Origin of the sequence: Sphingobacterium sp. UBA7253 (assembly GCF_002472745.1) — a bacterium.
Classification (GTDB): Bacteria; Bacteroidota; Bacteroidia; order Sphingobacteriales; family Sphingobacteriaceae; genus Sphingobacterium; species Sphingobacterium siyangense.
The window spans coordinates 1-23,808 of sequence record NZ_DKSP01000098.1; the positions used below are offsets into that span (position 1 = coordinate 1).

Below are 23,808 nucleotides of genomic sequence, written 5' to 3' on the forward strand. Positions count from 1 at the left end.
CTGGTTGTTAAATTTCTCATACCCAAACAGCGATTTGAATTTTACTCCAGGTAGGATATTGGCTTCCACAAAGGCATTTCCTGTAAATCTGTTGTTGATATAGCTGTGCTCGTTGCCTGTTGCCAATGCAACGGGGTTGTCGAGATCCGTATAGAATGGATCTACTGTGAAAGCCCCCTTATCACCGTATATGCCGATGACCGGAGAGCCCAGATAAGCATTCATGATGACTCCATTTCGGGAGTTCTCGTTAATGTCCACATCGTACCAACGGTTGTAAGATAAGCTTGTCCCGACTTTAAAGATTTTATTGATCTGATGATCTAAATTGACCTTGAAATTGACCTTGTTTACTGTATTTGTGATGACTGTACCATTATCTTTTTGATAAGATCCAGAGATGTAAAACCCTGTCTTTTCATCTCCACCGCGTACTGAAGCCTGGTATTTTTGGCTATGGCCGGTGCGGAATAACTGATCTGGCCAGTTCGTATCAGCGGTATATTTCGACCAATCCAAGGCTTCTCCCATCTCAGTCATTAATTCTCTATACTGTGCCGCATTTAGAACGCTAGGCTTTTTTCTGATGGCTGAAAATCCTTGATAGGTTTCGAAATTTACCTGTGTCTTACCGTTTGTTCCTCTTTTGGTCGTAATCAACACTACACCATTGGCTCCTGAAGATCCATAGACAGCGGCAGAAGCAGCATCTTTTAAGACCGAAATGCTTTGAATATCTGATGGATTGAGCTCCGATATATTTTCGGTAGGAACACCATCTACAATGTATAATGGATTGCTACCTGCAGTAATTGTTGAAGTTCCGCGAACTCGAATGGAGAAGCCAGCTTGCGGTTGTCCGGAGGATTTTACAATTTCTACCCCCGCCATTTTGCCTTCCATGGCACTCGCCAATTGGGTCACAGGGCGATCTTCAATATCTTTTGTACTCATGGTTGCAATGGCTCCCGTGATGTCTTTTTTCTTCTGTGTTCCAAAACCGACCACAACGATCTGCTCCAATTGATTGTTGGCAGTTTTCATCTGCACGTTGAGGAAGCTATTGGAACCTACCGTACTACTGATAGTCTCATAACCTATCGAACTAAAGCTGAGTTGATGTGTAGGGGTCGCTTCAATCGAGAATTCACCTTTACTGTCTGTTTCCGTTTGTTTACCTGTTGTTGTATTGCGGATTGTGACCCCTGTTAATGCTTTACCATCGCTATCGGAAACGCGTCCTTTGACAAGCTGTTGTACATTAATCGTGTTTTTTAAGGGCATGTCATCTGTTTTCCTTTTTAGGACGATGGTGTTGTTGACAATTTTATAAGAATACGATAGCTCTTTTAGGTTGTCATCCAGAATTTCAACAATAGAACCATCTTTATGGTTTATTCGGATTTTTTGGTTATCATTAATCTGTGAGTTATCGTACAGAAACACATAAGAACTCTGACGCTCGATCTCTTTAGCAAACTTTGCCAAAGTGTATTCCTTGTCTTGTAACTTGATTTTAGTTTGGTTTACATTCGCCATCGCCAAATTATTTGCATGGGAAACGCATTGGATAGCAAGTAAAGCAGCAAATAGTTTTGCCTTTTTACCAGCCCCTTGGATGGTTTTAAGTTTATACATAATTAGTTGGGTAAGTTTGTTTTATATTAAATAATTTAGAGTTCAACTTCAATTTTATTGCTTTGCAATCGACATTTTATATCCAGGAAGTTGAGGGTCTCAACCAGTTGCTGGGCCGTTGAATTACGTTTTATTTTTCCTGTCAGTTCACGCTTTTCATTTGTTCCTTTATAGACAATATCTACATTATACCAGCGTTTTATGGCGGCGAGTGCATCTTTTATTGGTGTCGATTCAAAATAGAAAAAGCCATTTTTCCAGGCCATTGCCTCTTCGATATTGGCTTCTGCTACGATAAGATTCCCACCTGAGGTAAATGCTGCTTGACCAGGTTTCAGCATTTTTGACTTGCCGAATTGCGAGACTTGTACAGAGCCCGCTATAAGTGTGGTTTTATTGTTTTCATTTGGATAGGAGCTTACATTAAAATGTGTTCCGAATACGCGGATGGTTTGTTCATTGGATCGCACATAGAATGGTCGCTTACTATCGTGGCTGACTTCAAAATAGGCTTCACCAGATAATTTTACTTCACGGCTATTCGACGCAAAAGATTCAGGAAATGTCAGCACGGAGCCAGCGTTTAGCCATACCTTACTGCCATCGGCCAAAATTATCGTATATTCTGTTCCAATCGGCGTTTCAATGGTATTGGTACGGCTAGCAGCGGTATTCTTACTGGCTGTAAATTGATATTGCACGGTTCCGGCAGCAGTTGTAACGACTTTCACCTGTTCATCCTGATGGAGAACGCTTTTTTGGTGGGCAGAAAGGTCAATTTTAGTTCCGTCGGCTAAAGTTAATACGGCTGCTTTAATGCCCGGATGAACTTGCTGTTGCGTCTTCGCGGCTACCTGCGGGCTATCTTCGGTTGTTCTTTTAACAAGGTAAAGGGGCAATATAAATAACAGTGCCAAAGCAGCAGCTATTCCACCCAATTTCATCCATTGTGGAATTCGCTTGATTTTTGACGCTTGGATTTCCTGCTTGATATGTAAGAATAACAGCTCTTTGAGTTGTTGTTCATCTGTTGCGAGCTCCTCGGGGATAGGGAGAGGTTCGCCATTACTTGTTTCATACCATTGTTGCAGTTCGGCTTCTTCTTCAGGGGTACATGTGCCTTGAAGCCATTTATAAGCCAATTGCTTTATCCGGAATTGATTATGATCAACCATATTTAGGGGTTATTTATATATAGAGTCCCTAAATTGGGTTGATACCCTGACAAGAAGAGAAAAAAAATTACAAAGTAATCAGAAAGCGCTGAATACCAGCGCGTATTTTTTTTAAGGCACGGCTTAATTGGGTTTCGACAGTTTTCACAGAGATGTTCATACTTTCAGCGATCTGTTTATAGGAGAGCCCCTCTTCGCGGGATAATTTGAAAACAAGCTGGCATTTTTCAGGCAATTCCGAAACAAGGTGATCTAGCCGAACACGAAGCTCTTCAAACTGAAGCCAATTTTCCGTCGAGTTATCAAAATCCACCCATTCCGTATCATGCTTAAAAGCTTCCTGCTTGTATTGTTGTGCCAGATATTTAAATACTTTGTATTTAACGGCCACGGCGAGATAGGAGGCGAGATTGCTTTCAATTTGGAGTTGATGGCGTCTCAACCAAAGTGAAGTAAAGATATTTTGTACAATTTCCTGCGCATCTTCCAGTGAATTTGTTTTGCGGGCAGCCTGGTAATAAAGCTTTTTCCAATAGCGATCATACAAAGCTTCGAAAGCTAAGCTATCGTCTTGTTGAATCAACACGATCAACTCTTCATCTGAATGGCCTCCAAAATCTTTCATGCAAGACAATAATTTGTTTTTCTATGGTTATACGACGTGAAATGCTAATTGCGCTATAAATGTAGGGACTAAATTATGAATAATGCAACTTTAATAAATAAAAGCTGGCTTTAAGCAGCTAAACGCATATTTTACAAAGGAAAGCAGCTTCGAATAGACAAAAAAAAGGAGTATCTGAATCAACAGATACTCCTTTTTTGAAGAAGTACTTCTTAGAAGTTTGGTTTCAACAAGTATTTATCGTAGAACCGGAAAATATGATCAGCTGCTTCCTCGGCTGTATCCACAATTCGAAACAGTTTTAAATCCTCTTCACTGATATATTTGTTTGAAATCATTGTATTTTGAACCCAGTCCATTAATCCTTTCCAATATTCAGAGCCGACCAATACGATTGGAAAACGCGCAATTTTACCGGTTTGAATCAGTGTGATTGCTTCAAAAAGTTCGTCCATGGTTCCGAAACCTCCAGGCATAACAATATATCCTTGAGAATACTTCATAAACATGACCTTTCTGACGAAAAAGTACTTAAATTCAAGCAATTTGTCGCGGTCAATATATTTGTTGTGAAATTGCTCGAATGGCAATTCAATGTTTAGACCAACAGACTTCCCTCCAGATTCGTAGGCGCCCTTATTGGCTGCCTCCATAATACCCGGTCCACCACCGGAGATAATACCATAACCGCGTTCCGTCAATAAGCTAGCAATATCTACCGCCATTTGATAATATTTGTGTTCGCGTGGGGTACGTGCTGATCCAAATATTGAAACACAGGGGCCAATTTTTGCCAATTTCTCAAACCCATCCACAAACTCTGACATCACTTTAAAAATCTGCCATGAGTCCTTTACTTTAATTTCCTGCCATGTTTTGTTTTCAAATGCGCGGATAATTTTATCTTCTTTTGTAATGTCCATATATAACGTTATACATTTAATTTCTAAAACCTAATTTTTCAAAAAGGAATACAATATAGCTATTTTTTTAATACTAGCTACTTTTTCTGATTATTCTTACATTTGCATTATGAATTTTTCTTCTAAACTTCTCGAGAACGCAGTTGCCGAATTTGGAAAATTACCTGGCGTGGGACAAAAGACGGCATTAAGACTGGTTTTGCATCTGTTGAAGCAATCCGATGCAGATGTAGCGCGTTTTACGGCCTCTATCGATCGCTTGAAAGAAGATATTCAATATTGCCAAGAATGTTTCAATATTTCTGACCACAGTATATGTGAGATATGCGCCTCATTCAAACGCGATAAAAGTTTGATCTGTGTTGTAGAAGACACGCGAGACGTGATGGCCATCGAAAATACAAATTCCTATCAAGGGGTATATCATGTATTGGGAGGGTTAATTTCGCCAATGGACGGTATTGGCCCCGCTGATCTAAAAATCGAAGGGTTAATTAATCGAATCCAGAGAGGTGAAGTAGAAGAAGTTATTTTGGCACTTTCAGCAACAATGGAAGGGGATACCACCATTTTTTATTTATACCGTAAATTGCGTGAGTTTGATGTTAAAATTACAACGATTGCCCGCGGTATAGCCTTTGGTGGCGAGCTGGAATATGTCGATGAGCTGACCCTGGGACGATCCATTGCGACACGGGTGCCTTACGAGCGCAACGTTGGTTAATTGTATTTCAGATAGATTTGTTTCACGCCTTCGTGTACTTTTCTTCCTTTGTCAATTTGTTGTTGTCGCCATAAGCTGTCGGTAACCATACGATTTGCTTTTTTATTTTTTAAGATATTCACATAAGCCATTTTACCGAGTACCGTCTTCTTTAAACCCAATAGTGAACAGGAATAGTCTCCCAATAGATAATGATTGTAGTAGAGATGAATTTCGCGCATGAGCTTTCGTCCCCATTTGTTTGTGGGGTAGGCCGCTTTAATGGGCTCTTCCATTAGCGCTTTTGCTAAAGCTAAACTATCCTGATCTCCTGATTGTTGTGTCATGGTCCAATAATACAAAGCTTCAATGGCTTGCTCCTCTGTGTCGGGGAGAAGTTGCATTGGAATACCCAGCAATGTTCCGATAAATTTCCAGACATGGAATAAACCTTCAACCTCATTTTTCAATACATTGAATTTCATGCGTTTTAGTCCTGTTAGGTAAACAAGAGAAAATCCGAGATTGGTTGCAAGCATATCCCATGTATTTAATGGAATGCCCCATTTTTCTGTTTGCCACTGACCGTGCTTTAGGATATTTAATCGCGCATACGAATGGATACATCGGATGAGTAGAATGGCCTCTATGCCAATATTTCCCTTTTTCAGCGCATCATTGCCTGTGATATCAACCCAAAAGGTTACCGTTTCGGTGAGCCGTTTTACGGCACCTTTTTTTAGTGCTCCCGTAAAGATTAAGGGTTTATTGATCGCACTGGATTCATAGCCTCCCATGAGGACATAATCCCGTAACACAATAAGTCCTGATAAACCAGAGCGTTGACTGAGCCCAATGCCTTGTTCTATTTTATCCCAATCTAACCAAGAAGGGCTGAGATCTAATGTATTTAAAAAATTCAGCAATACATGTTCGTATGCTGCATCAATAGGCTTGCCTGCAAGTGCATCTTTAAGCAGTTGTTGACCTTTATGGAAACCAATTTTTAGGTGTAGCTGCTCGACAAGTTGGTCGCAGCTATTGTCAAATTGATAGAGTAAAGGAGTAAATTGATCGGCAGCAGCGATGGAAAGTTTCGTCGGCAATTTGCGAAGCAATTCGACACCAAGACCCTTTGACCAATAAAAAGAAAATGAACTTGTATTAACTTGATAACGTTCGGGTACTCGCATATCTTCTATTGAATTGTCCAAACGGTATAACTTCCAGTTAGTGCGATACTATCATTTGATTTATTAAACTTAAAGTCTATATAATCCATTTGACACGATGAGAGATCACTACAACAAAATTGACGATCAATTTTAAAATGAAGTCTAAAAGAACCTTCGGTACTATTTGTATAAAAAGTCAATCCACTTATGCTAAAGTCACTTAAATGCGGTGCGCCATCTTTATCTTCCAATTGCTCGATAACGTAATCATTGATTTCTTGCTGATGTTTGTCGATGAATGGTATAAGATCTTGATTGCTGAATGGTATGATTAAATCGTCTTTTTTTAGTTGGATTCTGATGTTAATTTCTGTCATCTTATTATGCTGTACTAATAAAGATCTCTCCAGTTTGGAATATATAAACTGAAAATTGCCTCTGTTTCTTTTTGCGTCTTATGAGCAAATTTACAGAAAGCCTTTAGAATAATTAGATTGATGTGTTCTTTTTCGAAATCAATGAGTCGATTTGAAAAATGAAATCCACCTTCAACGATTCTAAAATCGTTTTTGGATAATTTATGGATGGTTACTGTAGCTACATCATATATATCCAACTGTTCTTCCCAATAAGCAATCTGCTTGATTATTTCATGATAGAGTAATTCCTGACTCCATTTGTGCAGTAATTTCAATGTATTCGTGCTCTTCTTTTGATATACACATATGCTTGTAGCTGTCAGTTCAACGGTTGCTAGCGTTGTGGAAGGATAGATTTTGACCAAATAAGGTTTTCCAAAAAGGTAGTAGGGATTTTCTAGATAGGAATAGGATATACCTTCCGATTTACTTTCTGGCGGGTTTAACTTGATGTACTCTTTAAGGAAAGCAACATCGCAATGTGCCGGAGCATGTACACGATAGGGTGATGAACTACCCGAAATTTGGATATAATCTTTATTCCAGGGAACTATTTCATAAAATATACGACCGATTTCGATTTGCATTTCTCGATTTTAAATTAGATTTGGGGCGTCGGCATTCAATATCGCTTGACACCCTAGCAGCCGCGTTAAAGTAACATTTTTTTATATTAAACAATAGTTATAATCGTAACAATTTTCTTTTATACAGGGAGTCCAAACAATAAGAGTTTCGTTTGAACAAATAATGGACTAGGAGTAACCAACTTCGGACTGTAAGCAGTATGTCTGTACGATGCATCCATAGTAAATACACTTAAAAAAGGTGGACTCAACGTGGACTCACTGTGGACTCACTGTGCTTACAGGACGAAGTTGGTCATAAGTTAGTCGTAATTTGTAGCATTGTTACCAGCTCTCACTAGTTTTTGTTTTTAATATTTAGATACTATCTTTGGAATACTGTTTATGTATCAACCCAACGACCATTTTCCAATATTAGACCTGCAGAAATTTCAGGAAGGGATTATCGCTGACCGCGATTTGCTTTTTCATGAGCTCATTGGCCCTAGAGAAATTAGTGAACCGCACAAACACGATTTTTTTATCCTTTTATTGTTTCAGGAGTCTGTAGGCACACATACAATAGATTTTGACCGTTTTGTACTAGGCGCAAATCAGTTACATCTGGTTTTTCCGGGACAGGTGCATCAGTGGCAGATGGCCGATCCTACCTATGCACTGCAGCTCATGATCAGTAGGCGTTGGTTCGAAAGCTTATTACCTGCGTTGCGATTTCCTATTTCCTATTACCTTAAGCATTTGGTCATTGATCTTTCAACAGCCAATTTCCAGTCCTTATTAACAGAATTCAAGGCAATTGCAGATGATTTACAGGATGGCGAGATCCTATGGGAATTGATTTACGCACGGGTCAAAGTAATTACGCTTCTGATCAGCAAGATCGTTCAGGATAATTATGATGATTATGAACAATATCAGGCTAATCCAATTATGGCAAAATTTGTGCAGCTTATCGATGAATGGTATAAAAGTGAAAAATCAGTCGCTTTTTATGCCGAGAAGCTAAATATTTCGGCAAATTATCTGAATGTGTTAAGTAATCGGGTTTTACAGAAATCAGCTTCATTTTTGATTCAGGAACGTGTGTTACTGGAAGCAAAGCGATTGCTTAGAATTTCGGATAAAACGATCAAAGCGATTGTTTTTGATTTAGGGTTTTACGACAATGCAAGCTTCAGTAAGTTTTTTAAAAGCCATACGAATATGACGCCAAGTCAGTTTAAAGCACAGCCATAATATCTACATAAGCTGTGATAATTCGTACAAAGATCATTGGCTCAAATCACTTAGCTTTGGTGAAAAATGATATAGGCATGAATGAAATCAATCAGAATCAAGAGACATATTTGTTGAAGAATGTATTGCTAGAAACAGGCTTTCTTTATGAGAAGGACGAAATTGTTGCTACGAAAACGGCATTATTTGATATTCAAATTGAGGCAAATAAAATAAAAAATATTGAGCGAGCGCAATCTCTAGCCAATGGAAAAGCTTTTGATGTGAAAGGTAAATTGGCATTGCCACCATTCCGTGACATGCATATTCATTTGGATAAAACATTATACGGCCTGCCCTGGAAGGCGGTATTTCCAAAAAATAGAACTGTAAAAGATATGATTGCCAAGGAACAGGTGATTATCCCCGAGTTGTTGAAAACCTCTGTCGAACGGGCCGAAAAGTTAATCGCGCTTTTACAGGGCTACGGAACAAATTTTGCACGTACGCATTTTAATGTAGACCCAACATCGGGAACAAAGTCATTGGAGCATTTGTTACAGGCGCTGGAACATTTAAAATATTCATTTGCTGCAGAACTGGTCGCATTCCCCCAGCACGGTCTATTCTATACAGAATCGGCGAAACTAATGGAGGAGGTAGCTAAATGGGGGCAGGTGGATTTTATTGGTGGTTTGGATCCCTTTAGTATTGACGGCAGTATTGAGAAACCGATGGACTTGACCGTTCAACTTGCATTGGATAATAACAAGGGAATCGATATCCACTTGCATGAGGGAGGGGAATCAGGTGTTAAGACCATACATTATTTGATTGATAAAGCATTGGAAAATCCGGTATTGCAGGGACGTACATTTATCAGTCATGCTTTCGCCTTAGGTTACATGCCGAAAAAGGACTTAGCACATACGGCCGAACGATTGGCAGAAGCGAAAGTTGGTATCTGCAGTTCGGTTCCTTTTCGCAATATGTTGATGCCATTTCGGGAATTGAAAAAAGCGGGAGTGGAAGTTTTTGCAGGAAACGACAATGTTCAGGACCATTGGGGTACTTTCGGTAGCGGTAATATGCTTCAAAAAGCCAATCTGGCTGCGGAATTATATGGTTATGAAACTGAATTCGAGTTATCCCGTTGCCTTCGTTATGCGACCAATGGCAAAATTCCGCTTGATGATCAAGGGAATTCCGTATGGCCGAAAGTTGGAGATGATGCTAGCCTCCTTTTTGTCGATGCGAGTTGTTCTGCAGAAGCAGTTTCTCGCATCTCAACTGTCTATGGGCTTATCCATCAGGGAAATGTGGTCAAATGGAACAATAGTTCCCAAGCTTAATTGAAAGTAGCAAATAATCATAAATTGAAAATGCCAATTTATCGTCTAGAAAATTGGCATTTTCAATGCTGGGGGTAACGTTTAGTGTAGGAAAGTCGTCTTGCAATAATCTATTTTATAAGAACCTTGCTCATTGACCAATTGAACTTCATTTTTTGTTCGGATGTCATTACCGTAATCAATAAATACGATAAATTTGCTTTCAGTTACTCTGTCGATTTTGACATCCTTGATATCCAATGCGTCGTCATTACCTCTTCCAAATAACCAGGTTTCCGCTGTATATAAGGGGTAGATTTTTCCCCATTTGGCCTTGTAAGCTGCCTCAGCTTTGGGTAGTTCTTCATCTGTGAGGTTGGAGGGCCCGTAAATTTCATTCGCATCTTTTAAAAAGGCTTGGAATCGCTTGGTACATAATGCGTCCTCTTTATCCAGATAGTAACAATATTTCCCAGATGCGGAACCTGTACATTGAAAAATTCCTTTCAACCAAGCTTCTGCTTGCTGATGCTGACCCACTGCCGTGTCTTGCTCCGCTGTCCTTGTGCTGTCTTTGATTGGTATTTGCTTTGCAGGATGATTTGCAGTAGCGCTTTTATGGTCTTGCGCTGAATTTGTACAGCTTGCTAACATGCAAAACAGCCCTATTGTTGCATATAAACTTTTCATTTTTGATATCGTCTTAATATTGGAATAAAATTAGGATATAAATTGGATAACATGATCACGGATTACCACTATATTCAACAGAATATTCATCAAAAAATCTAATTTTCCATTCTTTTTGAAACAATGCAGAGGGCCGTAAGTCTACCATGTCGATTTAAGACGCAATGAATTTGCGTATTTCAGGACTTCTAAATCTTTTTTTACACCAATTATTTATTTTTATCATCTGTATATCAGTACTATAGAGTTTTTCATGGGTTTTTCTTATTTCTTTTTATTGTTACGCAAATTCCCTGCGTAGTAAACCAACGATATTTGTAATGTCAACAATGACAAACGTTCTTTGATGGAAATTATAGCGAAAAGCTTTAAGATATATACTTTATTATGAAGTATAAAAGAGCCTTTCTTCTTCAGATGGCATCCTGGTCACCTGTTTCAGTATAGCAGGTTAGTATTGTTCTCTATGAGCTTCAATATACTGATAAAACGAGAAGTTGAAAGGAAAGTGCTCGTGTTAGAGGTTCGAATCCTCTCCTGTAAAAAAGGTAGCTCAAGGGTAGAGCAAAGCAGTTAGTTGTGGGTCGTAGGTTCGATTCCTACTCCTGAGCAATCAGGATAGTTCAGTCTGGTTAGAATAACAACACAATCGTGTGGGTTCGAATCCCACTTCCATTTTCGGATGGAATAGCATAAGGGTATTGCATCGAACTGTCCATTCGGACATTCAAAGTTAAGACTTTCTTCAAAAAGGTCGTTTGGTAGAAGCTTGCTATCTTTTATCCTGCTTATACGCTGTTTTCATGCGATTGAGCAATTGATTGATGGCCTGAGATTCCTAAGTGAGGTATCTGCATTTATAATAAAATGTCATGACAATAAGATGGGGTATTTGTTCATCGACTTTTGATTTTAAAAAGGGTATCTGGACTTTCGAATCCCGCTTGAGGTCAAGGGATAAAAAATAGCAGTTTTTATAATAGAAATGAGGAAAATTTAAAAGAATATACAATGAAAAGAGTACAACTAACTACAGACGAAATCGGATTGGTTGTTAAGAACAATGCGGTGATCCGTGTTTTGAAATCCGGTAACTACTGGTTGGGATTTGGTGAAAAACTGGAGAAGTACACGACTACTCATCCATTTCCTTCCGGTCGCAATGTCGATGTACTGTTGCAGTTGACAGGTTTTCGCGAATTGGTCGATATCGTTGAAGTGGGTGATACGGAGATCTGTCTTGTTTTTTTGAATGGTAATTTTGAAAAGACGTTAGCGTCTGGCAGACATCTTTTTTGGAAGGAATTGCGCGAACGCAGATTTCAATTAGAAGACATTACGGAGATTGAGATCCCTACATCTGTTAATCGTCAATTGCTGGAGAAGCAGAGCTTAGGCTATTATGTACGTCAATATAAAATTGAACCAAATGAGAAAGCATTGCTTTTTGTGGACGGTGTGTTTGTAGATATTTTGAAGTCGGGAACGTATTGTTGGTGGAAGAATGCAAAAACCATAGCGATTTCAAAAGCTGATATGAGAGTCTTGACGTTGGAGGTGGCGGGACAGGAGATCTTGTCCAAAGATAAGGCACAGATCAGAATCAATTTCACGCTGCAATATCAGATTGTGGATATTGTCAAAGCGCTATTGGATAATAAAGAATATGAAAAGCAATTGTATTCGTTGATGCAGTTGACCTTACGGTCCTATATTGGCCAGATGACTTTGGACGAGTTGATGGAGCGAAAGACCGAAATACAAGGCTATGTCTTAGAAAATACATTGCCACAAGCCGCGGGCTTGGGTATAACACTGTTGACCTGTGGCATTAAAGATGTTATTTTACCAGGAGATGTGCGGGACATCATGAACCAGGTGTTGATTGCAGAGAAGAGGGCGCAGGCGAATAGCATCATGCGTCGTGAAGAGACTGCTTCAACACGGAGTTTGTTGAATACCGCGAAGCTGATGGAAGAAAACAGTATGTTGTTTAAATTGAAGGAAATGGAATATGTGGAAAAGATTGCTGAAAAGATCAATACGATTTCGGTTTCCGGAAATGGACAGATTGTTGACCAACTCAAGCAATTGTTTGTGAAATAAAAGATTAATAAGTTGAAAGAGGTGCAGGTAGCAACGTAAAGAGATGTTGTTACCTGCTTTGGAGAAGTTGTATGGCTGCTCCATCAAAAAAGAACGTAAAAAAATGGAAAATAAAAGAATAAATGGCAATGATTTAATTGCATTAGGATATAAAGAGAATCATTCCTTGGGCGTGGCATTAAAGATCAATAGTAAAAGACACGGTTTTACGCGGTTAGAAATGCTCGAAAAATTCAAGTCTGTCCTGGAAGATCCGACCGGGTATTCAGAAGATGCTGTTTTCGGAATTTTGGCTCATGCCATACTTGGACAAGAGGCTGTTGATAAGTCGTTAATTGCATTGAACGAGACTCCGGCGGAATATACGATTTATGGCGCGTCTGAAATCGAAACAGGGGCAAAAGTACAGATGAATATCGCTATGAAATTGCCTGTTTCAGTTGCCGGAGCGCTGATGCCGGATGCGCATCAAGGATATGGGTTGCCAATTGGTGGAGTACTGGCGACTAATAATGCGGTGATTCCTTATGGGGTCGGTGTCGATATTGGCTGTCGTATGGCTTTGTCTATCTTTGATTTGCCAGCCTCATTTTTGGAAGAGAATTTAATGACCTTGAAAGACATTATTCTGCGTAATAGTAAGTTTGGTGCTGGCAATGGATATTTGAGACATGAACGTGTAGATCATGCTGTATTGGATAACGAATTGTTCACTGAGAACAGCTTCCTTTCCGCATTGAAGGATAAAGCCTGGACGCAATTGGGATCTTCAGGTGGGGGGAATCATTTTGTGGAGTTCGGTATAGTCGAATTTGAAGAAAGAGATGAGGTTTTGAACATTGATAGCGGAGCCTATTTAGGCTTACTGACCCATTCAGGTTCAAGAGGAATGGGCGCCACCATTGCTGCACATTATACAAAATTAGCCAAATCCTTGTGTAAGTTGCCTTACCAAGCTGAAAATCTAGCCTATTTAGACTTAGATACTCATGAAGGGCAAGAATATTGGCTAGCGATGAATCTCGCCGGAGATTATGCATCAGCTTGCCATGAAGTGATCCATGAAAAGATTACGTTGGCTTTAGGGGCCGAATTGTTGGCGAAGGTCGAAAATCACCACAATTTTGCATGGAAGGAAACGTGGAATGGTCAAGAGGTTATTGTCCATCGAAAAGGTGCTACGCCAGCTGCAAAAGGGGTTATGGGGATTATTCCAGGCTCCATGGCTACACCAGGATTTTTGGTTCGTGGAAAAGGGGAGTCGAATGCGATACAATCGGCATCTCATGGGGCAGGTCGACTAATGAGCCGTACGCAAGCGATTAAAACGCTATCTTCCCATGATCTCCATTCGATGCTTAAAGATAAAGGTATTATGTTGCTTGGGGCAGGGATGGATGAAGCGCCGATGGCCTATAAAGACATCCATACCGTAATGGCTTCACAAAAAGATCTTGTTGATGTCGTGGCAAAGTTTTCGCCTAAGATAGTCCGTATGGCAGATGATGGGAGCAGGGAAGATTAAATCATGAAAAAAGCGCCTCAAACGTATTTGAGGCGCTTTTTTATTGTGATTTGATCATGTTTTGTTGATCAATCAGTGAGATTAAAATGGTTTGGCTGTCGCTACTTCCTTATAGGTGTATACATTATAAGGATATAGTTTTTTTGCCAGCGCTTTCGCAATAAAACTGCTAATAAGTAGCGGTGCCAGAAGCAAGTAGCCCCCCGGAACAAGACTTGCGATAATAAAGATTGCTGTAAAGGGGGCATGTATTGCTGCCGAAAGCATTGCCGCAGCACCAAAAAGAGCAAAATTTATAACCACCAATTGTGTGCCTAGGTAATGATTACAAAGCTGTGCAAACAAAACGCCTAACAATGCACCTGTAACAATACTTGGGGCAAAAACGCCGCCATCACCACCTGCACCTAAGGTCAAAGAGGCTACAAAAGGTTTTAAGAGAACAAGCAGGATCAGCGGAAGAAAGTACAGTAAATTAACAGAATCATGCAGACTGCTTTTTAGAATTTCTCCAAGACCATGATAGCTGTCGCCATACAATGCCGGCAAGAAAAAGATAAATGTCCCAACGGTGATTGCGCCCAAATTGACACGGATAAAATTACTTTTTATGCCTGCAAAATAGGACTTTGCATAAATAACAATTTTAGTGAAATATAACGCTAAGATCCCGCCAATCAGTCCTAAAATGGCTACAAAAGGGATCGCCTGCCATCGCCATGCTTTTACCTCAAATGTAAATAAAGGACTTGCATCAAGGTAATAAACAAATACGGACGCCACAGCCATTGAAGTTAGTCCACTAATGAGTAAAGTCTTATTATATCTCCGTGCAATTACCTCAAAAGCAAAAAGAAAACCACCCAATGCGCTTCCAAACAACAGTGTGACTCCAGCAATTACGCCAGCGCAGATCAACTCGGTTTTGTAGGCCCAAGCCGGATGCAATCTCCTATACGCTTGGTTGCCTACTGTAGCTGTGGCAACAACTGTGGAGACTTCAACACCGGTTGAACCACCAAAAATTACAGTTAGAAAACCATTGATATAATGGGAAGGAATCTTAAAAAAAGGCAAATGGTCTTTTCTTGTTTCCAATGTTGTATAGATTTCTTTGATCCCTTTGTTTTTTCTGTTTTGAAAAGCGTATTTCCGTAAAAAATAGATAGCTGTAATACCGATGCTGGGTAGAATAATAAACAGTTTAGGATTCCAGGAAAATACTCTTTCAAACAATTCTTCCTGTACATAACCTGTGCTGTGCTTGAGACTGTATGCCAATAAGCAACAAATGATACTAACGAGAGCTGAACTTCCAATTAATTTTAAATAGCTATATCGAACAACTTTTTTTCTGTATGTCGTATTGCCTTGCATAATGTTTTTCTTTAAATCGGCACAAAGGTAAGTGTTATTTAGTTTAAAATAAATGATTAATATCTTAAGACATACTTTTTGTTACGATAGAGGGCTTACTGGATACCGATGAAAATATCCACTTTTGCGTCTTGTGGATTTTGAGCTTTTTCGCCATATATTTCGAAGTCTGCAGCATATGTTCTTGGTAAATCCGAACTCCATATCTTTTGCCAAGTTTCATAAACGATGCCATCTTCTAAACTTCCTTCCGCGGTAAAGTGTTGGTAATGATTTTCAGCGATATGAATACCATCCAAGTCTTCGGGTACTTCTTCAAGATTGCTTACTTTACAGCCCAAGAAAGTCGTATAAGGTAGGGTATGATCCTTTTCATATTCGGTATAGATACAGTAAAGTTCGTTGGATATCTTGTTGGGAATACGGCTTAATACATCTTCTTTAAAAAAGCGGGCCCAAAGTTCCGGAATGTCCTTAGCTGCCTGTCCATTTTGGTTGCTCGTACGGATGGCGAGGCCAATTATACTGAATGAAGGGATTGTTTGATTTTTCATGTCTTTTAGTTTTCCCCAAAGTTAGATCGGCAAATGACAGCTGTATGTCACGAACAAACAGCTAATGTTGTTTTTTCCAGATTTTATCTACTTGGGACAGGTATTCTGCCAAAGCAGCTGAACCATACCAAGGGTAAAATGAAGCTTCTAAGAGACCATTCTTTATCGCTGGATCGTTTTCTAAAATATGCTTTGCCGCATCAATAGAAGCCATGTTATTTAAGATAAAAAGCCCCCGGAAGTTATTGTCATTTTTCCCAAACGGGCCAGCAACAATCAGTTGCCCATTTTTTACGAGAAGATTGATATTTTCCATGTGACCTTTGAAACATTCATTAATAAATTGTTTGTCTGTTGTTTTATTCTCGCCAGTTTTCAGGAGGACAAAGATGTAGGATTTCATTCCATAATCATCGGCCCCTAATTTTTTTGCGAGTTCATGATCGTAATTTGGGTTCGCTACGGTCGTTGTCGGTACGATTTTAGTCGCATAAAAAGATCTGACTTTTCCCGATTTTCCTTCCACTGCAATATGAAGTCGGTTTGTAGCGACGCGTGTATATCGAATGAAATTAGGGAAATCATGGACCTCATTGACAAAAGAATAGGTACTATCCTGGTAATTTAGCTCAAAATTGACTTCTTTCCCATTGTTTTGTCCGATGACCAGTGCTGTATATATAATTTTATCCTTTATTTTGGTCAATTTTAGGTATTCGCTAACTATCTTTTGGCCATTTTTCAACGCATAGGAAAGGCCTTTTAATTCATGTTCGTTTATACGATCCCATTGTTCGTATTCCTCTTTATTGTCAACCTTCCACGTCCCTTCCAAGAAAGAAGGAAAAGATACTTGTGAAAAAAGGGGTTGAGCAGCTCCCAAGCAAAAGAGTAGGGTGGCGATTAAAATTGTTTTCATATAGGTTTTATATTTTGATACTTAAGTGCTTTTATTTAAAGAAAAAGTATGGTACGAAAGCCCCGTGCCGCATAATAGGAGATCGCGCCATTATGATAGGTGAAAACTTGGTTGTAACGTCTGTCACCAAATAAGGCGCCACCAAGCTTACGAATACCCGCTGGAGTTTGTATCCAGCTGGAAGTTTTTAAATCAAATTCACCTAACATTTGGAGTTGGCGATATTGTTGTTCAGAAAGCAGCTCGGTCCCCATTTTTTTAGCTTCTTCGACAGCGCTTCCAATAGGCTTGTTTTCCTTCCTGTCATCTAAGGCTTTTTGGTCAAAACAGAGACTTCTTCTTCCTTTGGGACTTTCTTCTGTACAATCCACAAAAGCATACTGCTTTTTGTTTGGATCAATAATAACAAGGTCGGGCTCGCCACCGCTCTTTTCCATTTGGAACAAACTCCATAATTTTTGGGGGCTTTCAAGCAATTTATGCACTACTTCGTCCCAGCTGATCTGTGGGTGTCGTTTGGGGAATTTCTGAAACCTTTCTTTTAGCGTTTCAAGTAGCATTGACTGTTCCTCTTGTGTAAGCAAATTTTTCATAATGGTTGTCCTTGTGGTATTAAAATTACGTATTTAATTCAAAAGTAATGTAGCTTGATATTGCAAATGGATTAAATTCCTTATTTCAAAATTGAATTAAATTTATATTTTTACGTTCAATTTTTATATAAATATGGCTTCAGGAATATTTGCAATTCTAGATGATATTGCAGCGTTGATGGATGATGTGGCAGTAGCGAGTAAAATCGCAACAAAAAAAACTGCTGGAATCTTAGGTGACGATTTAGCGGTTAATGCCGAGAAAGCGACTGGCTTTTTAGCTTCACGCGAGCTCCCGGTTTTATGGGCAATTACAAAGGGCTCACTGCTCAATAAGTTGATAATTGTACCAATAGCATTATTACTGAATGTCTTTTTTCCAATTGCCATCAAATATATTTTAATCTTGGGAGGTTTCTATCTTGCTTTTGAGGGTGTTGAGAAGATTATTGAATACCTGTTCCATCGCAAACATCCTACGGAGGAAACAAAAGTGGAGACTGTCGTTGCTGAAAACTCAGTTGCCGCTGAAAAAGCGAAGGTAAAATCGGCTATTACTACAGATTTTATTCTTTCTGTGGAAATCGTCATTATTGCTTTGGGAACGGTTCTGGGAAAAAGCTTATCCTTACAAATTATTACGGTTTCGGTTGTTGCTTTTCTAGCCACAGTCGGAGTCTATGGTATTGTAGCACTTATCGTTCGTATGGACGATGCAGGTTATAAATTAATTAAAACCTCCCGTGAAAAAGGTCCTGTTGCGAGCCTAGGTCGGTTTTTAGTCCGTGCGCTACCCTTTGTTATCAAATTATTGGCTGTTGTAGGTACATTTGCTTTAATTCTGGTTTCAGGCGGAATATTTGCGCATTATATTGATTTCTTACACCATGCGCTACCAACTCTGCCAGGAATGATAAAAGAGCTGTTATTTGGCCTAGGAGGAGGTATTATCGTGGTGATTTTATTTACGATCGGCAAAAAGCTGTTTAAAAGGAAAAAATAAACTCCTATTGATCTTTGATGATCGGCAAGCGTATAACAAAAAAGGCAGCAGGTATATCTGCTGCCTTTTTTGGTTTCTGGTTCTTAAATTGTGTCTGTTGCCTCTGCCGCGGCATCCATTTCTACACGTTCACCTTTTGTATTAATCAAAATTACATCGTCCGAATCCGCTAATGAGACAGAAGCTACACCATCACTGAAAGAGGTGGCCCCGCTGTATATAAACGGTATGGCCACTTTTCCCTGGCCATCTAAATAACCATATTTTCCATCTTTACTAGCAAGGAAAAGATTAGGTTCTTCTGTAACTGAAATCAAATCGTAGTCGGGAGCAACGATTTTATTGGTTTTTATTTCGGTAAGATTATACGTGTCGTTTTCAATACTGATGAAATGCGTTGAATTATTTTCAGAAATATAGCTATAGGTCGCCGGGACAATTATTTTGCCCGCCTGATTCAATATACCATATTTATTTTTCTGCTGAAATACGGCATAACCACCGTTAATGAACGATATCATATCATAATTTGCGGAAATTAAAATTTTGCCAGATTTATCCATGACCCCATATTTTTCGTTTAGTCCAAAAACCAGTTGTCCAAGGTGATCATCGTATCCTAAATAATCGTATTGGAAGGGAATGATTGGTTTACCGGCCAGATTAATGGCACCATATTTTTCATTTTTATATTGAACTATACTAATATCGCCAACAAATGGTGCGATGTATAGATATTGTGCTGGTACAATTGTTTTTTCTTCACCGTCTTGTACCCCTAGGAGATTAGTTGCAGCATCTTCAAATAAATACAGGTTTTCAGCAATCTGGTTGCTTTCTTCCGAATCTTCCTCGTCGTCATAAATGGATGCTACTTGCTCATAATCCTCAGGAACGATAAAATCTTTATCGTCCAGTTGGCTATCGGCGATGTTCTGGGCAATCATATCCATTCCAAGAGGTGTTGTTAACTGCAGCACCGCCCCGGGGATTTTTTTAAACAGATCAAATCCCTCCCAATAGGTGGCTGGCAATTTATCGCTATACCAGATCGATAAGGTGCTGTTTTCGTCATTATCTTCTGAAATAGGAATTTCGACCTGAGCTAGTTTGCAGGGATAACCGGCAATCATTTTCGTCTGGTTTGGGACGAATTTGATTGCATGTGGGCTGAGCGCATTTTCTTTAACGACGTATTTTGCCAGTCCTGGGTACAATATAATTGATTGCTCTTCATTTTTTTTAATGAGAAAGATTGACTCTTCGCCGTCTCCGGAAGCCGATATGACTTTTATTTTATCATTGTTAACATACGCTTCGTACACAGAAACTGGAGCTGCTTGTGCTTCTTCACTGGGATCGACAGCATACGTAATAGCATAGTTGATCTTGAATGCTTTATTGATCTGTGCAAACGACATTGTGCTGGCCGCTAAGATAGCTGCGAATGATAGGGATATTTTTTTCATCTTCTTAAACTTTGAATGACAAATATCCTGATTCAAAGTGGGGAGTTTTATCCCTGAAATCCGTTATTTAACGATAAATCAACATGTTTCAAATGAATACATTGATTTGGGGAGTTAGCTGAACGGTCTTCCCCATATTTAATCAATAACCAGCTGATATTTAAGTAGTAGGCCAGGCAGTTGTTCCGGGCCAAATTTACTTTTTTTCATACGATTGACCTCTGGATCTAGCTGGATATTGATCGAAGACCGAAAATCGCAGCCCTCGAGATTGCATTGTACAAAGCGGGCATTTAGCAAATTCGTTTTTTTAAACAGCACCTGTTGAAGATTGGCCCGTTCAAAATCCACATGTTGCAAAGAGCATTGTTCAAACTGGAACTTCTTTATATTTCTTTCAAAAAAAGAGGAGTAATCCAGAACTGAGTTGCTGAAATTGGCATGAAAGGAAAATGAACTACATTCATTAAAGTGTATGCCGAGCATTTTGCAGTCATTAAAAACAACATGATCTAATTGTGTGCCCTTTAGACTGACATTGGAAAGATTACATGATTTAAATTCACAATTTGTGAATAGGAGATCTACGAGTTCTGCGTTCTGGAAATCACATTGCTCAAAGGTGCATTTGTAGAATTCCTGAACTTGCTTCAGTTCAGCTGTAAATGTTTGTTTAGAGATTGTTTTTTCGACAAGTTCTTCCATTCTGTATCGTGTTGGCATTGATTTTAGCGAAAATAAGGAATTCTGCCGAATGATTTTACTTTAAAATAAAGTCAAAGGCGCTATTTTCGCTTGCGAACAAAATACCTGATTTCAGGGATAAAAAGTGGGATTTTTTATGGCTATTTTTGGCGTAGCCATAAAACATACTTCTTGGGGTGCTGGGTGTAAGACTGAAGTATTGTAGAACTCTGGTAGGTTTTTATATAGTTGTTAAAGGGCACTGATCAGTGCCCTTTACTATTTTAGGTATTCCGATTCTCTATTTGCACAATGTTAGTTGTTCTTTAAATACTGACGCAGTACATATTGTAGAATACCGTCATTCTTAAAATACTCTATTTCAATGGCTGAATCGAGTCTTGCTTTCACTTGAAAATTGGTTACTGTTCCATTGTCATGTACCGCCTTTACCGAAAGAAGTTTATGGGGTGTTAAATCGGTCTCAAGTCCTGAGATGCTATAGACTTCTGTCCCATCTAGTCCTAATTTCTCTGCGTTTTCGTCATTGATAAATACAAGCGGTGCTACGCCCATACCGACAAGATTACTTCGGTGGATACGCTCGAAACTTTCAGCAATAACCGCACGCACGCCAAGGAGAAATGTTCCCTTTGCTGCCCAATCTCTGGAGGAACCCGAACCATACTCTTTTCCTGCCAGTACGATGAGCGCTGTGTTGTTTTTGCGGTATTCCATTGCGGTTTCATACACCGTCTTCACCTCATTGGTGGGGAAGTAACGGCTAAATCCACCCTCACGATCGGTAATTTTGTTTTTAATACGCACATTGGCAAATGTTCCGCGCATCATGACTTCGTGGTTCCCACGTCTAGATCCATAAGAATTGAAATCTTCTTTACTTACCTGATGTGATCTGAGGTATTGTCCAGCTGCAGTTTCTTCTTTGAATGACCCTGCGGGTGAGATATGATCTGTTGTCACCGAATCACCGAGATAAAGTAATACTCGTGCATTCTGAATATCCTGTATTGGATTAGGAACGGCTTGTAGATTTTCAAAAAATGGCGATTCTTTGATGTAGGTGGACGTGTTGTCCCACTGGTAATTTTGATCAAGATTCACTTCAAGTTCTTGCCAGTCTGTCGACCCGTCGAAGATGACATCATAGACTTCTTGGAAATCCGATTGTTTGACGCAGGCATTGACGGTTTCGATAATATCCTCGCGGCTTGGCCAAATATCTTTCAGATATACGGGCTGACCGTTAGGGTCGTAATCCAATGGTTCCTCCAAGAGATTAATATCCACTCTTCCGACCAGCGCATAGGCCACAACAAGCATTGGCGACATTAAGAAGTTCATTTTGACCTGTGGATGCACACGGGCCTCAAAATTTCGGTTACCAGATAATACCGAGGCAACAATCAGTTCACCTTTTTCTACCGCTTCTGCTATCTGTGGTGGAAGAGGACCGGAGTTTCCAATACAGGAGGTACAACCGTAACCTACAGTGTGAAAACGCAGGGCATCAAGATCAGCACTAAGTCCTGATCTTTCAAGGTATTGTGTAACGACTTTTGAGCCAGGGGCTAAAGAGGTCTTTACCCAGGATTTGGTGCGAAGTCCGCGTTCGATGGCGTTACGGGCCAATAATCCTGCACCGATCATGACAGTAGGGTTCGAGGTATTGGTACAGCTTGTTATAGCTGCAATCGCAATACTGCCATCGCTGACAATATACTCCTTATGATTGTGTTTGATGCGAACGGCATGAATAGACTCTTGAATAACTTCATGCGGTGAATCATGTTCGACAGGTACCTTACCAAAGGTAAACTCTGTGCCAGAGCCGCCGTCAGCAAGCCAGGCAGATTCCGATCGCTGTAAAACAGGGACATATTGTCGATGGTGTTCGCTGTCTAAGAGTTGTGAAAATGTGGTTTTTAAATCCTTCACTAGAATTTTATCCTGAGGCCTTTTGGGGCCAGATACAGTTGGTTCAAGGCTCGATAAATTGAATTCAACAACCGACGAATATTGAATTTCTTCCTTGCCCGTGCGCCAGAGTAAGTTGCTTTTACAATAATCTTCAACAATTTTAATCTGCTCTGCACTTCTATTGGTGCTATGCATGTATTCAAGGGTTCGGTCATCAATCGGAAAATAGGTAACCGTACAGCCAAATTCTGGGGACATATTGGAGATTGTCGCACGATCTGTCACCGAAAGGCTGTCCAATCCATCGCCAAATACTTCAACAAATTTACCCACAACACCTTTATCGCGAAGTATTTTTGTTATCGAAAGGACCATGTCTGTGGCGGTGCATGTCGCTGGTATCTTGCCCATAAGTTTAAGGCCGATAACTTCAGGACAGGTGAAAAAGATGGGTTGTCCAAGCATGGCTGCTTCAGCCTCAATGCCACCAACTCCCCAACCTAGTACACCAATACCATTCACCATTGGTGTATGCGAATCCGTCCCTACTAAGGTATCCGGAAAAAGCCAATTGTCGCGTTCAATTACTCCTTTGGCAAGATATTCCAAATTGACCTGATGGCAGATACCCATACCCGGAGGAACAACAGTGAAATTTTTCAATCCTTTCTGTGCCCATTTAAGGAGTTCATAACGCTCGCGGTTGCGTTCATATTCCAACTCGACATTCTTGTCATACGAGTAGTCTGTGCCAAAGTAGTCGACCTGAACGGAATGATCTATGACTAGATCCACAGGGATAGCGGGATTTATTTTTTGTCCATCCTTGCCATGACGGATGAATTCGGCACGTAGGGAAGCCATATCGACTACAGCAGGTACTCCGGTAAAATCCTGCATTAAAATTCTGGCCGGTTTGAAGGGTATATCTTTGTCAACAGGCTGTGGAGTCCAATGAATCAGGGTATTGACATGCTCGTCCGTGATACTGAATCCATCATGGTTACGCAATACATTTTCCAGTAGTATCCGGATGCTAAATGGCAGGTGCGTGATATTACCTTCAGGAAGATCTTTAATAGCACTATACTGGTAAACTTTTCCGTTAATTTCAATTTCTCGTATTGATTTCTCTTTGCTCATATTCATTTACTTA

The 23,808-nt window shown here is 39.8% G+C and carries 21 protein-coding genes and 1 tRNA gene; 7 read left to right on the plus strand and 15 right to left on the minus strand.

Annotation, left to right across the window (positions count from 1 at the left end):
• The 4 genes from B2X72_RS09420 to B2X72_RS09435 all read right to left on the minus strand — a co-directional run.
• A partial coding sequence (locus B2X72_RS09420) for a SusC/RagA family TonB-linked outer membrane protein (protein WP_286849321.1) occupies positions 1–1,638 on the minus strand: 1,638 nt, incomplete at its 3' end.
• Between the two features lie 35 nt (positions 1,639–1,673).
• The gene (locus tag B2X72_RS09425) at positions 1,674–2,813 is read right to left on the minus strand and encodes a FecR family protein (protein ID WP_286849322.1); all 1,140 of its coding nucleotides are present in this window, start codon (positions 2,811–2,813) and stop codon (positions 1,674–1,676) included.
• Between the two features lie 67 nt (positions 2,814–2,880).
• Positions 2,881–3,438: an RNA polymerase sigma-70 factor gene (locus B2X72_RS09430; RefSeq protein ID WP_286849325.1), complete on the minus strand. Its 558-nt coding sequence runs from the start codon at positions 3,436–3,438 to the stop codon at positions 2,881–2,883.
• A gap of 212 nt (positions 3,439–3,650) precedes the next feature.
• Complete coding sequence (locus B2X72_RS09435) at positions 3,651–4,355, minus strand: TIGR00730 family Rossman fold protein (RefSeq protein WP_167512255.1); 705 nt, start codon at positions 4,353–4,355, stop codon at positions 3,651–3,653.
• Between the two features lie 115 nt (positions 4,356–4,470).
• Here B2X72_RS09435 and recR point away from each other — a divergent pair, with 115 nt between their 5' ends.
• Positions 4,471–5,085 carry a recombination mediator RecR gene (gene recR / locus B2X72_RS09440; protein ID WP_088161620.1) on the plus strand — a complete coding sequence of 205 codons (615 nt, stop codon included), beginning with the start codon at positions 4,471–4,473 and terminating at the stop codon, positions 5,083–5,085.
• On the opposite strand, the gene B2X72_RS09445 is transcribed toward recR, so the two are convergent.
• From B2X72_RS09445 to B2X72_RS09455, 3 genes are read right to left on the minus strand one after another with little or no spacing between them, the layout of a single operon-like run.
• Entirely contained in the window at positions 5,082–6,278 is a 1,197-nt protein-coding gene (locus B2X72_RS09445) for an oxygenase MpaB family protein (RefSeq protein ID WP_286849327.1), read from the minus strand. The genes recR and B2X72_RS09445 overlap by 4 nt on opposite strands.
• Positions 6,263–6,616, minus strand: coding sequence for a hypothetical protein (locus tag B2X72_RS09450; protein WP_286849330.1), 354 nt, complete (start codon positions 6,614–6,616; stop codon positions 6,263–6,265). The genes B2X72_RS09445 and B2X72_RS09450 overlap by 16 nt, the downstream gene beginning before the upstream one ends.
• Before the next feature lie 14 nt (positions 6,617–6,630).
• Complete coding sequence (locus B2X72_RS09455) at positions 6,631–7,245, minus strand: hypothetical protein (RefSeq protein ID WP_088161617.1); 615 nt, start codon at positions 7,243–7,245, stop codon at positions 6,631–6,633.
• Between the two features lie 384 nt (positions 7,246–7,629).
• On the opposite strand from B2X72_RS09455, the gene B2X72_RS09460 reads away from it, so the two are divergent.
• Entirely contained in the window at positions 7,630–8,481 is an 852-nt protein-coding gene (locus tag B2X72_RS09460; protein ID WP_088161616.1) for an AraC family transcriptional regulator, read from the plus strand.
• 77 nt (positions 8,482–8,558) lie between these two features.
• Entirely contained in the window at positions 8,559–9,812 is a 1,254-nt protein-coding gene (locus tag B2X72_RS09465) for an amidohydrolase (RefSeq protein ID WP_286849332.1), read from the plus strand.
• An 81-nt stretch (positions 9,813–9,893) separates the two neighbouring features.
• On the opposite strand, the gene B2X72_RS09470 is transcribed toward B2X72_RS09465, so the two are convergent.
• A complete protein-coding gene (locus tag B2X72_RS09470) occupies positions 9,894–10,481 on the minus strand; it encodes a hypothetical protein (protein ID WP_286849334.1) in 588 nt (195 codons plus the stop codon).
• A gap of 547 nt (positions 10,482–11,028) precedes the next feature.
• On the opposite strand from B2X72_RS09470, the gene B2X72_RS09475 reads away from it, so the two are divergent.
• The 3 genes from B2X72_RS09475 to B2X72_RS09485 all read left to right on the plus strand — a co-directional run bounded on the left by B2X72_RS09475 (position 11,029) and on the right by B2X72_RS09485 (position 14,112).
• Positions 11,029–11,090, plus strand: a tRNA-OTHER gene (locus B2X72_RS09475).
• A gap of 402 nt (positions 11,091–11,492) precedes the next feature.
• Positions 11,493–12,587 (plus strand): slipin family protein, encoded by a 1,095-nt coding sequence (locus B2X72_RS09480; protein WP_286849337.1) that lies wholly within the window; start codon positions 11,493–11,495, stop codon positions 12,585–12,587.
• Positions 12,588–12,690: 103 nt separating this feature from the next.
• Positions 12,691–14,112, plus strand: a complete 1,422-nt coding sequence (locus B2X72_RS09485; protein WP_286849339.1) for an RtcB family protein — start codon at positions 12,691–12,693, stop codon at positions 14,110–14,112.
• An 81-nt stretch (positions 14,113–14,193) separates the two neighbouring features.
• Here the strand turns inward: B2X72_RS09485 and B2X72_RS09490 are convergent, their stop codons facing one another.
• The 4 genes from B2X72_RS09490 to B2X72_RS09505 form a co-directional block, all read right to left on the minus strand.
• A complete protein-coding gene (locus B2X72_RS09490; RefSeq protein WP_145326763.1) occupies positions 14,194–15,489 on the minus strand; it encodes a chloride channel protein in 1,296 nt (431 codons plus the stop codon).
• 95 nt (positions 15,490–15,584) lie between these two features.
• Positions 15,585–16,043: a GyrI-like domain-containing protein gene (locus B2X72_RS09495; protein ID WP_088161612.1), complete on the minus strand. Its 459-nt coding sequence runs from the start codon at positions 16,041–16,043 to the stop codon at positions 15,585–15,587.
• Between the two features lie 61 nt (positions 16,044–16,104).
• Positions 16,105–16,962: a DUF6265 family protein gene (locus tag B2X72_RS09500; protein ID WP_075992675.1), complete on the minus strand. Its 858-nt coding sequence runs from the start codon at positions 16,960–16,962 to the stop codon at positions 16,105–16,107.
• A gap of 35 nt (positions 16,963–16,997) precedes the next feature.
• Positions 16,998–17,555 (minus strand): DUF4256 domain-containing protein, encoded by a 558-nt coding sequence (locus B2X72_RS09505; protein WP_075992674.1) that lies wholly within the window; start codon positions 17,553–17,555, stop codon positions 16,998–17,000.
• A 133-nt stretch (positions 17,556–17,688) separates the two neighbouring features.
• On the opposite strand from B2X72_RS09505, the gene B2X72_RS09510 reads away from it, so the two are divergent.
• Positions 17,689–18,558, plus strand: a complete 870-nt coding sequence (locus tag B2X72_RS09510) for a DUF808 domain-containing protein (protein WP_286735248.1) — start codon at positions 17,689–17,691, stop codon at positions 18,556–18,558.
• A gap of 83 nt (positions 18,559–18,641) precedes the next feature.
• On the opposite strand, the gene B2X72_RS09515 is transcribed toward B2X72_RS09510, so the two are convergent.
• The 3 genes from B2X72_RS09515 to acnA all read right to left on the minus strand — a co-directional run bounded on the left by B2X72_RS09515 (position 18,642) and on the right by acnA (position 23,795).
• A complete protein-coding gene (locus B2X72_RS09515) occupies positions 18,642–20,027 on the minus strand; it encodes a WG repeat-containing protein (protein WP_075992673.1) in 1,386 nt (461 codons plus the stop codon).
• 138 nt (positions 20,028–20,165) lie between these two features.
• On the minus strand, positions 20,166–20,732 hold the full coding sequence (locus B2X72_RS09520; RefSeq protein WP_075992672.1) for a pentapeptide repeat-containing protein: 567 nt from the start codon (positions 20,730–20,732) through the stop codon (positions 20,166–20,168).
• Positions 20,733–21,026: 294 nt separating this feature from the next.
• The gene (acnA, locus tag B2X72_RS09525) at positions 21,027–23,795 is read right to left on the minus strand and encodes an aconitate hydratase AcnA (RefSeq protein ID WP_286735254.1); all 2,769 of its coding nucleotides are present in this window, start codon (positions 23,793–23,795) and stop codon (positions 21,027–21,029) included.
• Positions 23,796–23,808: the final 13 nt, after the last annotated feature.

Bases quoted from the DNA above. Each gene is read 5' to 3' on its own strand.
- B2X72_RS09425 (WP_286849322.1), bottom strand. From the start codon at position 2,813: ATGGTTGATCATAATCAATTCCGGATAAAGCAATTGGCTTATAAATGG.
- B2X72_RS09430 (WP_286849325.1), bottom strand. From the start codon at position 3,438: ATGAAAGATTTTGGAGGCCATTCAGATGAAGAGTTGATCGTGTTGATT.
- recR (WP_088161620.1), top strand. From the start codon at position 4,471: ATGAATTTTTCTTCTAAACTTCTCGAGAACGCAGTTGCCGAATTTGGA.
- B2X72_RS09450 (WP_286849330.1), bottom strand. From the start codon at position 6,616: ATGACAGAAATTAACATCAGAATCCAACTAAAAAAAGACGATTTAATC.
- B2X72_RS09455 (WP_088161617.1), bottom strand. From the start codon at position 7,245: ATGCAAATCGAAATCGGTCGTATATTTTATGAAATAGTTCCCTGGAAT.
- B2X72_RS09460 (WP_088161616.1), top strand. From the start codon at position 7,630: ATGTATCAACCCAACGACCATTTTCCAATATTAGACCTGCAGAAATTT.
- B2X72_RS09465 (WP_286849332.1), top strand. From the start codon at position 8,559: ATGAATGAAATCAATCAGAATCAAGAGACATATTTGTTGAAGAATGTA.
- B2X72_RS09470 (WP_286849334.1), bottom strand. From the start codon at position 10,481: ATGAAAAGTTTATATGCAACAATAGGGCTGTTTTGCATGTTAGCAAGC.
- B2X72_RS09480 (WP_286849337.1), top strand. From the start codon at position 11,493: ATGAAAAGAGTACAACTAACTACAGACGAAATCGGATTGGTTGTTAAG.
- B2X72_RS09485 (WP_286849339.1), top strand. From the start codon at position 12,691: ATGGAAAATAAAAGAATAAATGGCAATGATTTAATTGCATTAGGATAT.
- B2X72_RS09490 (WP_145326763.1), bottom strand. From the start codon at position 15,489: ATGCAAGGCAATACGACATACAGAAAAAAAGTTGTTCGATATAGCTAT.
- B2X72_RS09495 (WP_088161612.1), bottom strand. From the start codon at position 16,043: ATGAAAAATCAAACAATCCCTTCATTCAGTATAATTGGCCTCGCCATC.
- B2X72_RS09500 (WP_075992675.1), bottom strand. From the start codon at position 16,962: ATGAAAACAATTTTAATCGCCACCCTACTCTTTTGCTTGGGAGCTGCT.
- B2X72_RS09505 (WP_075992674.1), bottom strand. From the start codon at position 17,555: ATGAAAAATTTGCTTACACAAGAGGAACAGTCAATGCTACTTGAAACG.
- B2X72_RS09510 (WP_286735248.1), top strand. From the start codon at position 17,689: ATGGCTTCAGGAATATTTGCAATTCTAGATGATATTGCAGCGTTGATG.
- B2X72_RS09515 (WP_075992673.1), bottom strand. From the start codon at position 20,027: ATGAAAAAAATATCCCTATCATTCGCAGCTATCTTAGCGGCCAGCACA.
- B2X72_RS09520 (WP_075992672.1), bottom strand. From the start codon at position 20,732: ATGGAAGAACTTGTCGAAAAAACAATCTCTAAACAAACATTTACAGCT.
- acnA (WP_286735254.1), bottom strand. From the start codon at position 23,795: ATGAGCAAAGAGAAATCAATACGAGAAATTGAAATTAACGGAAAAGTT.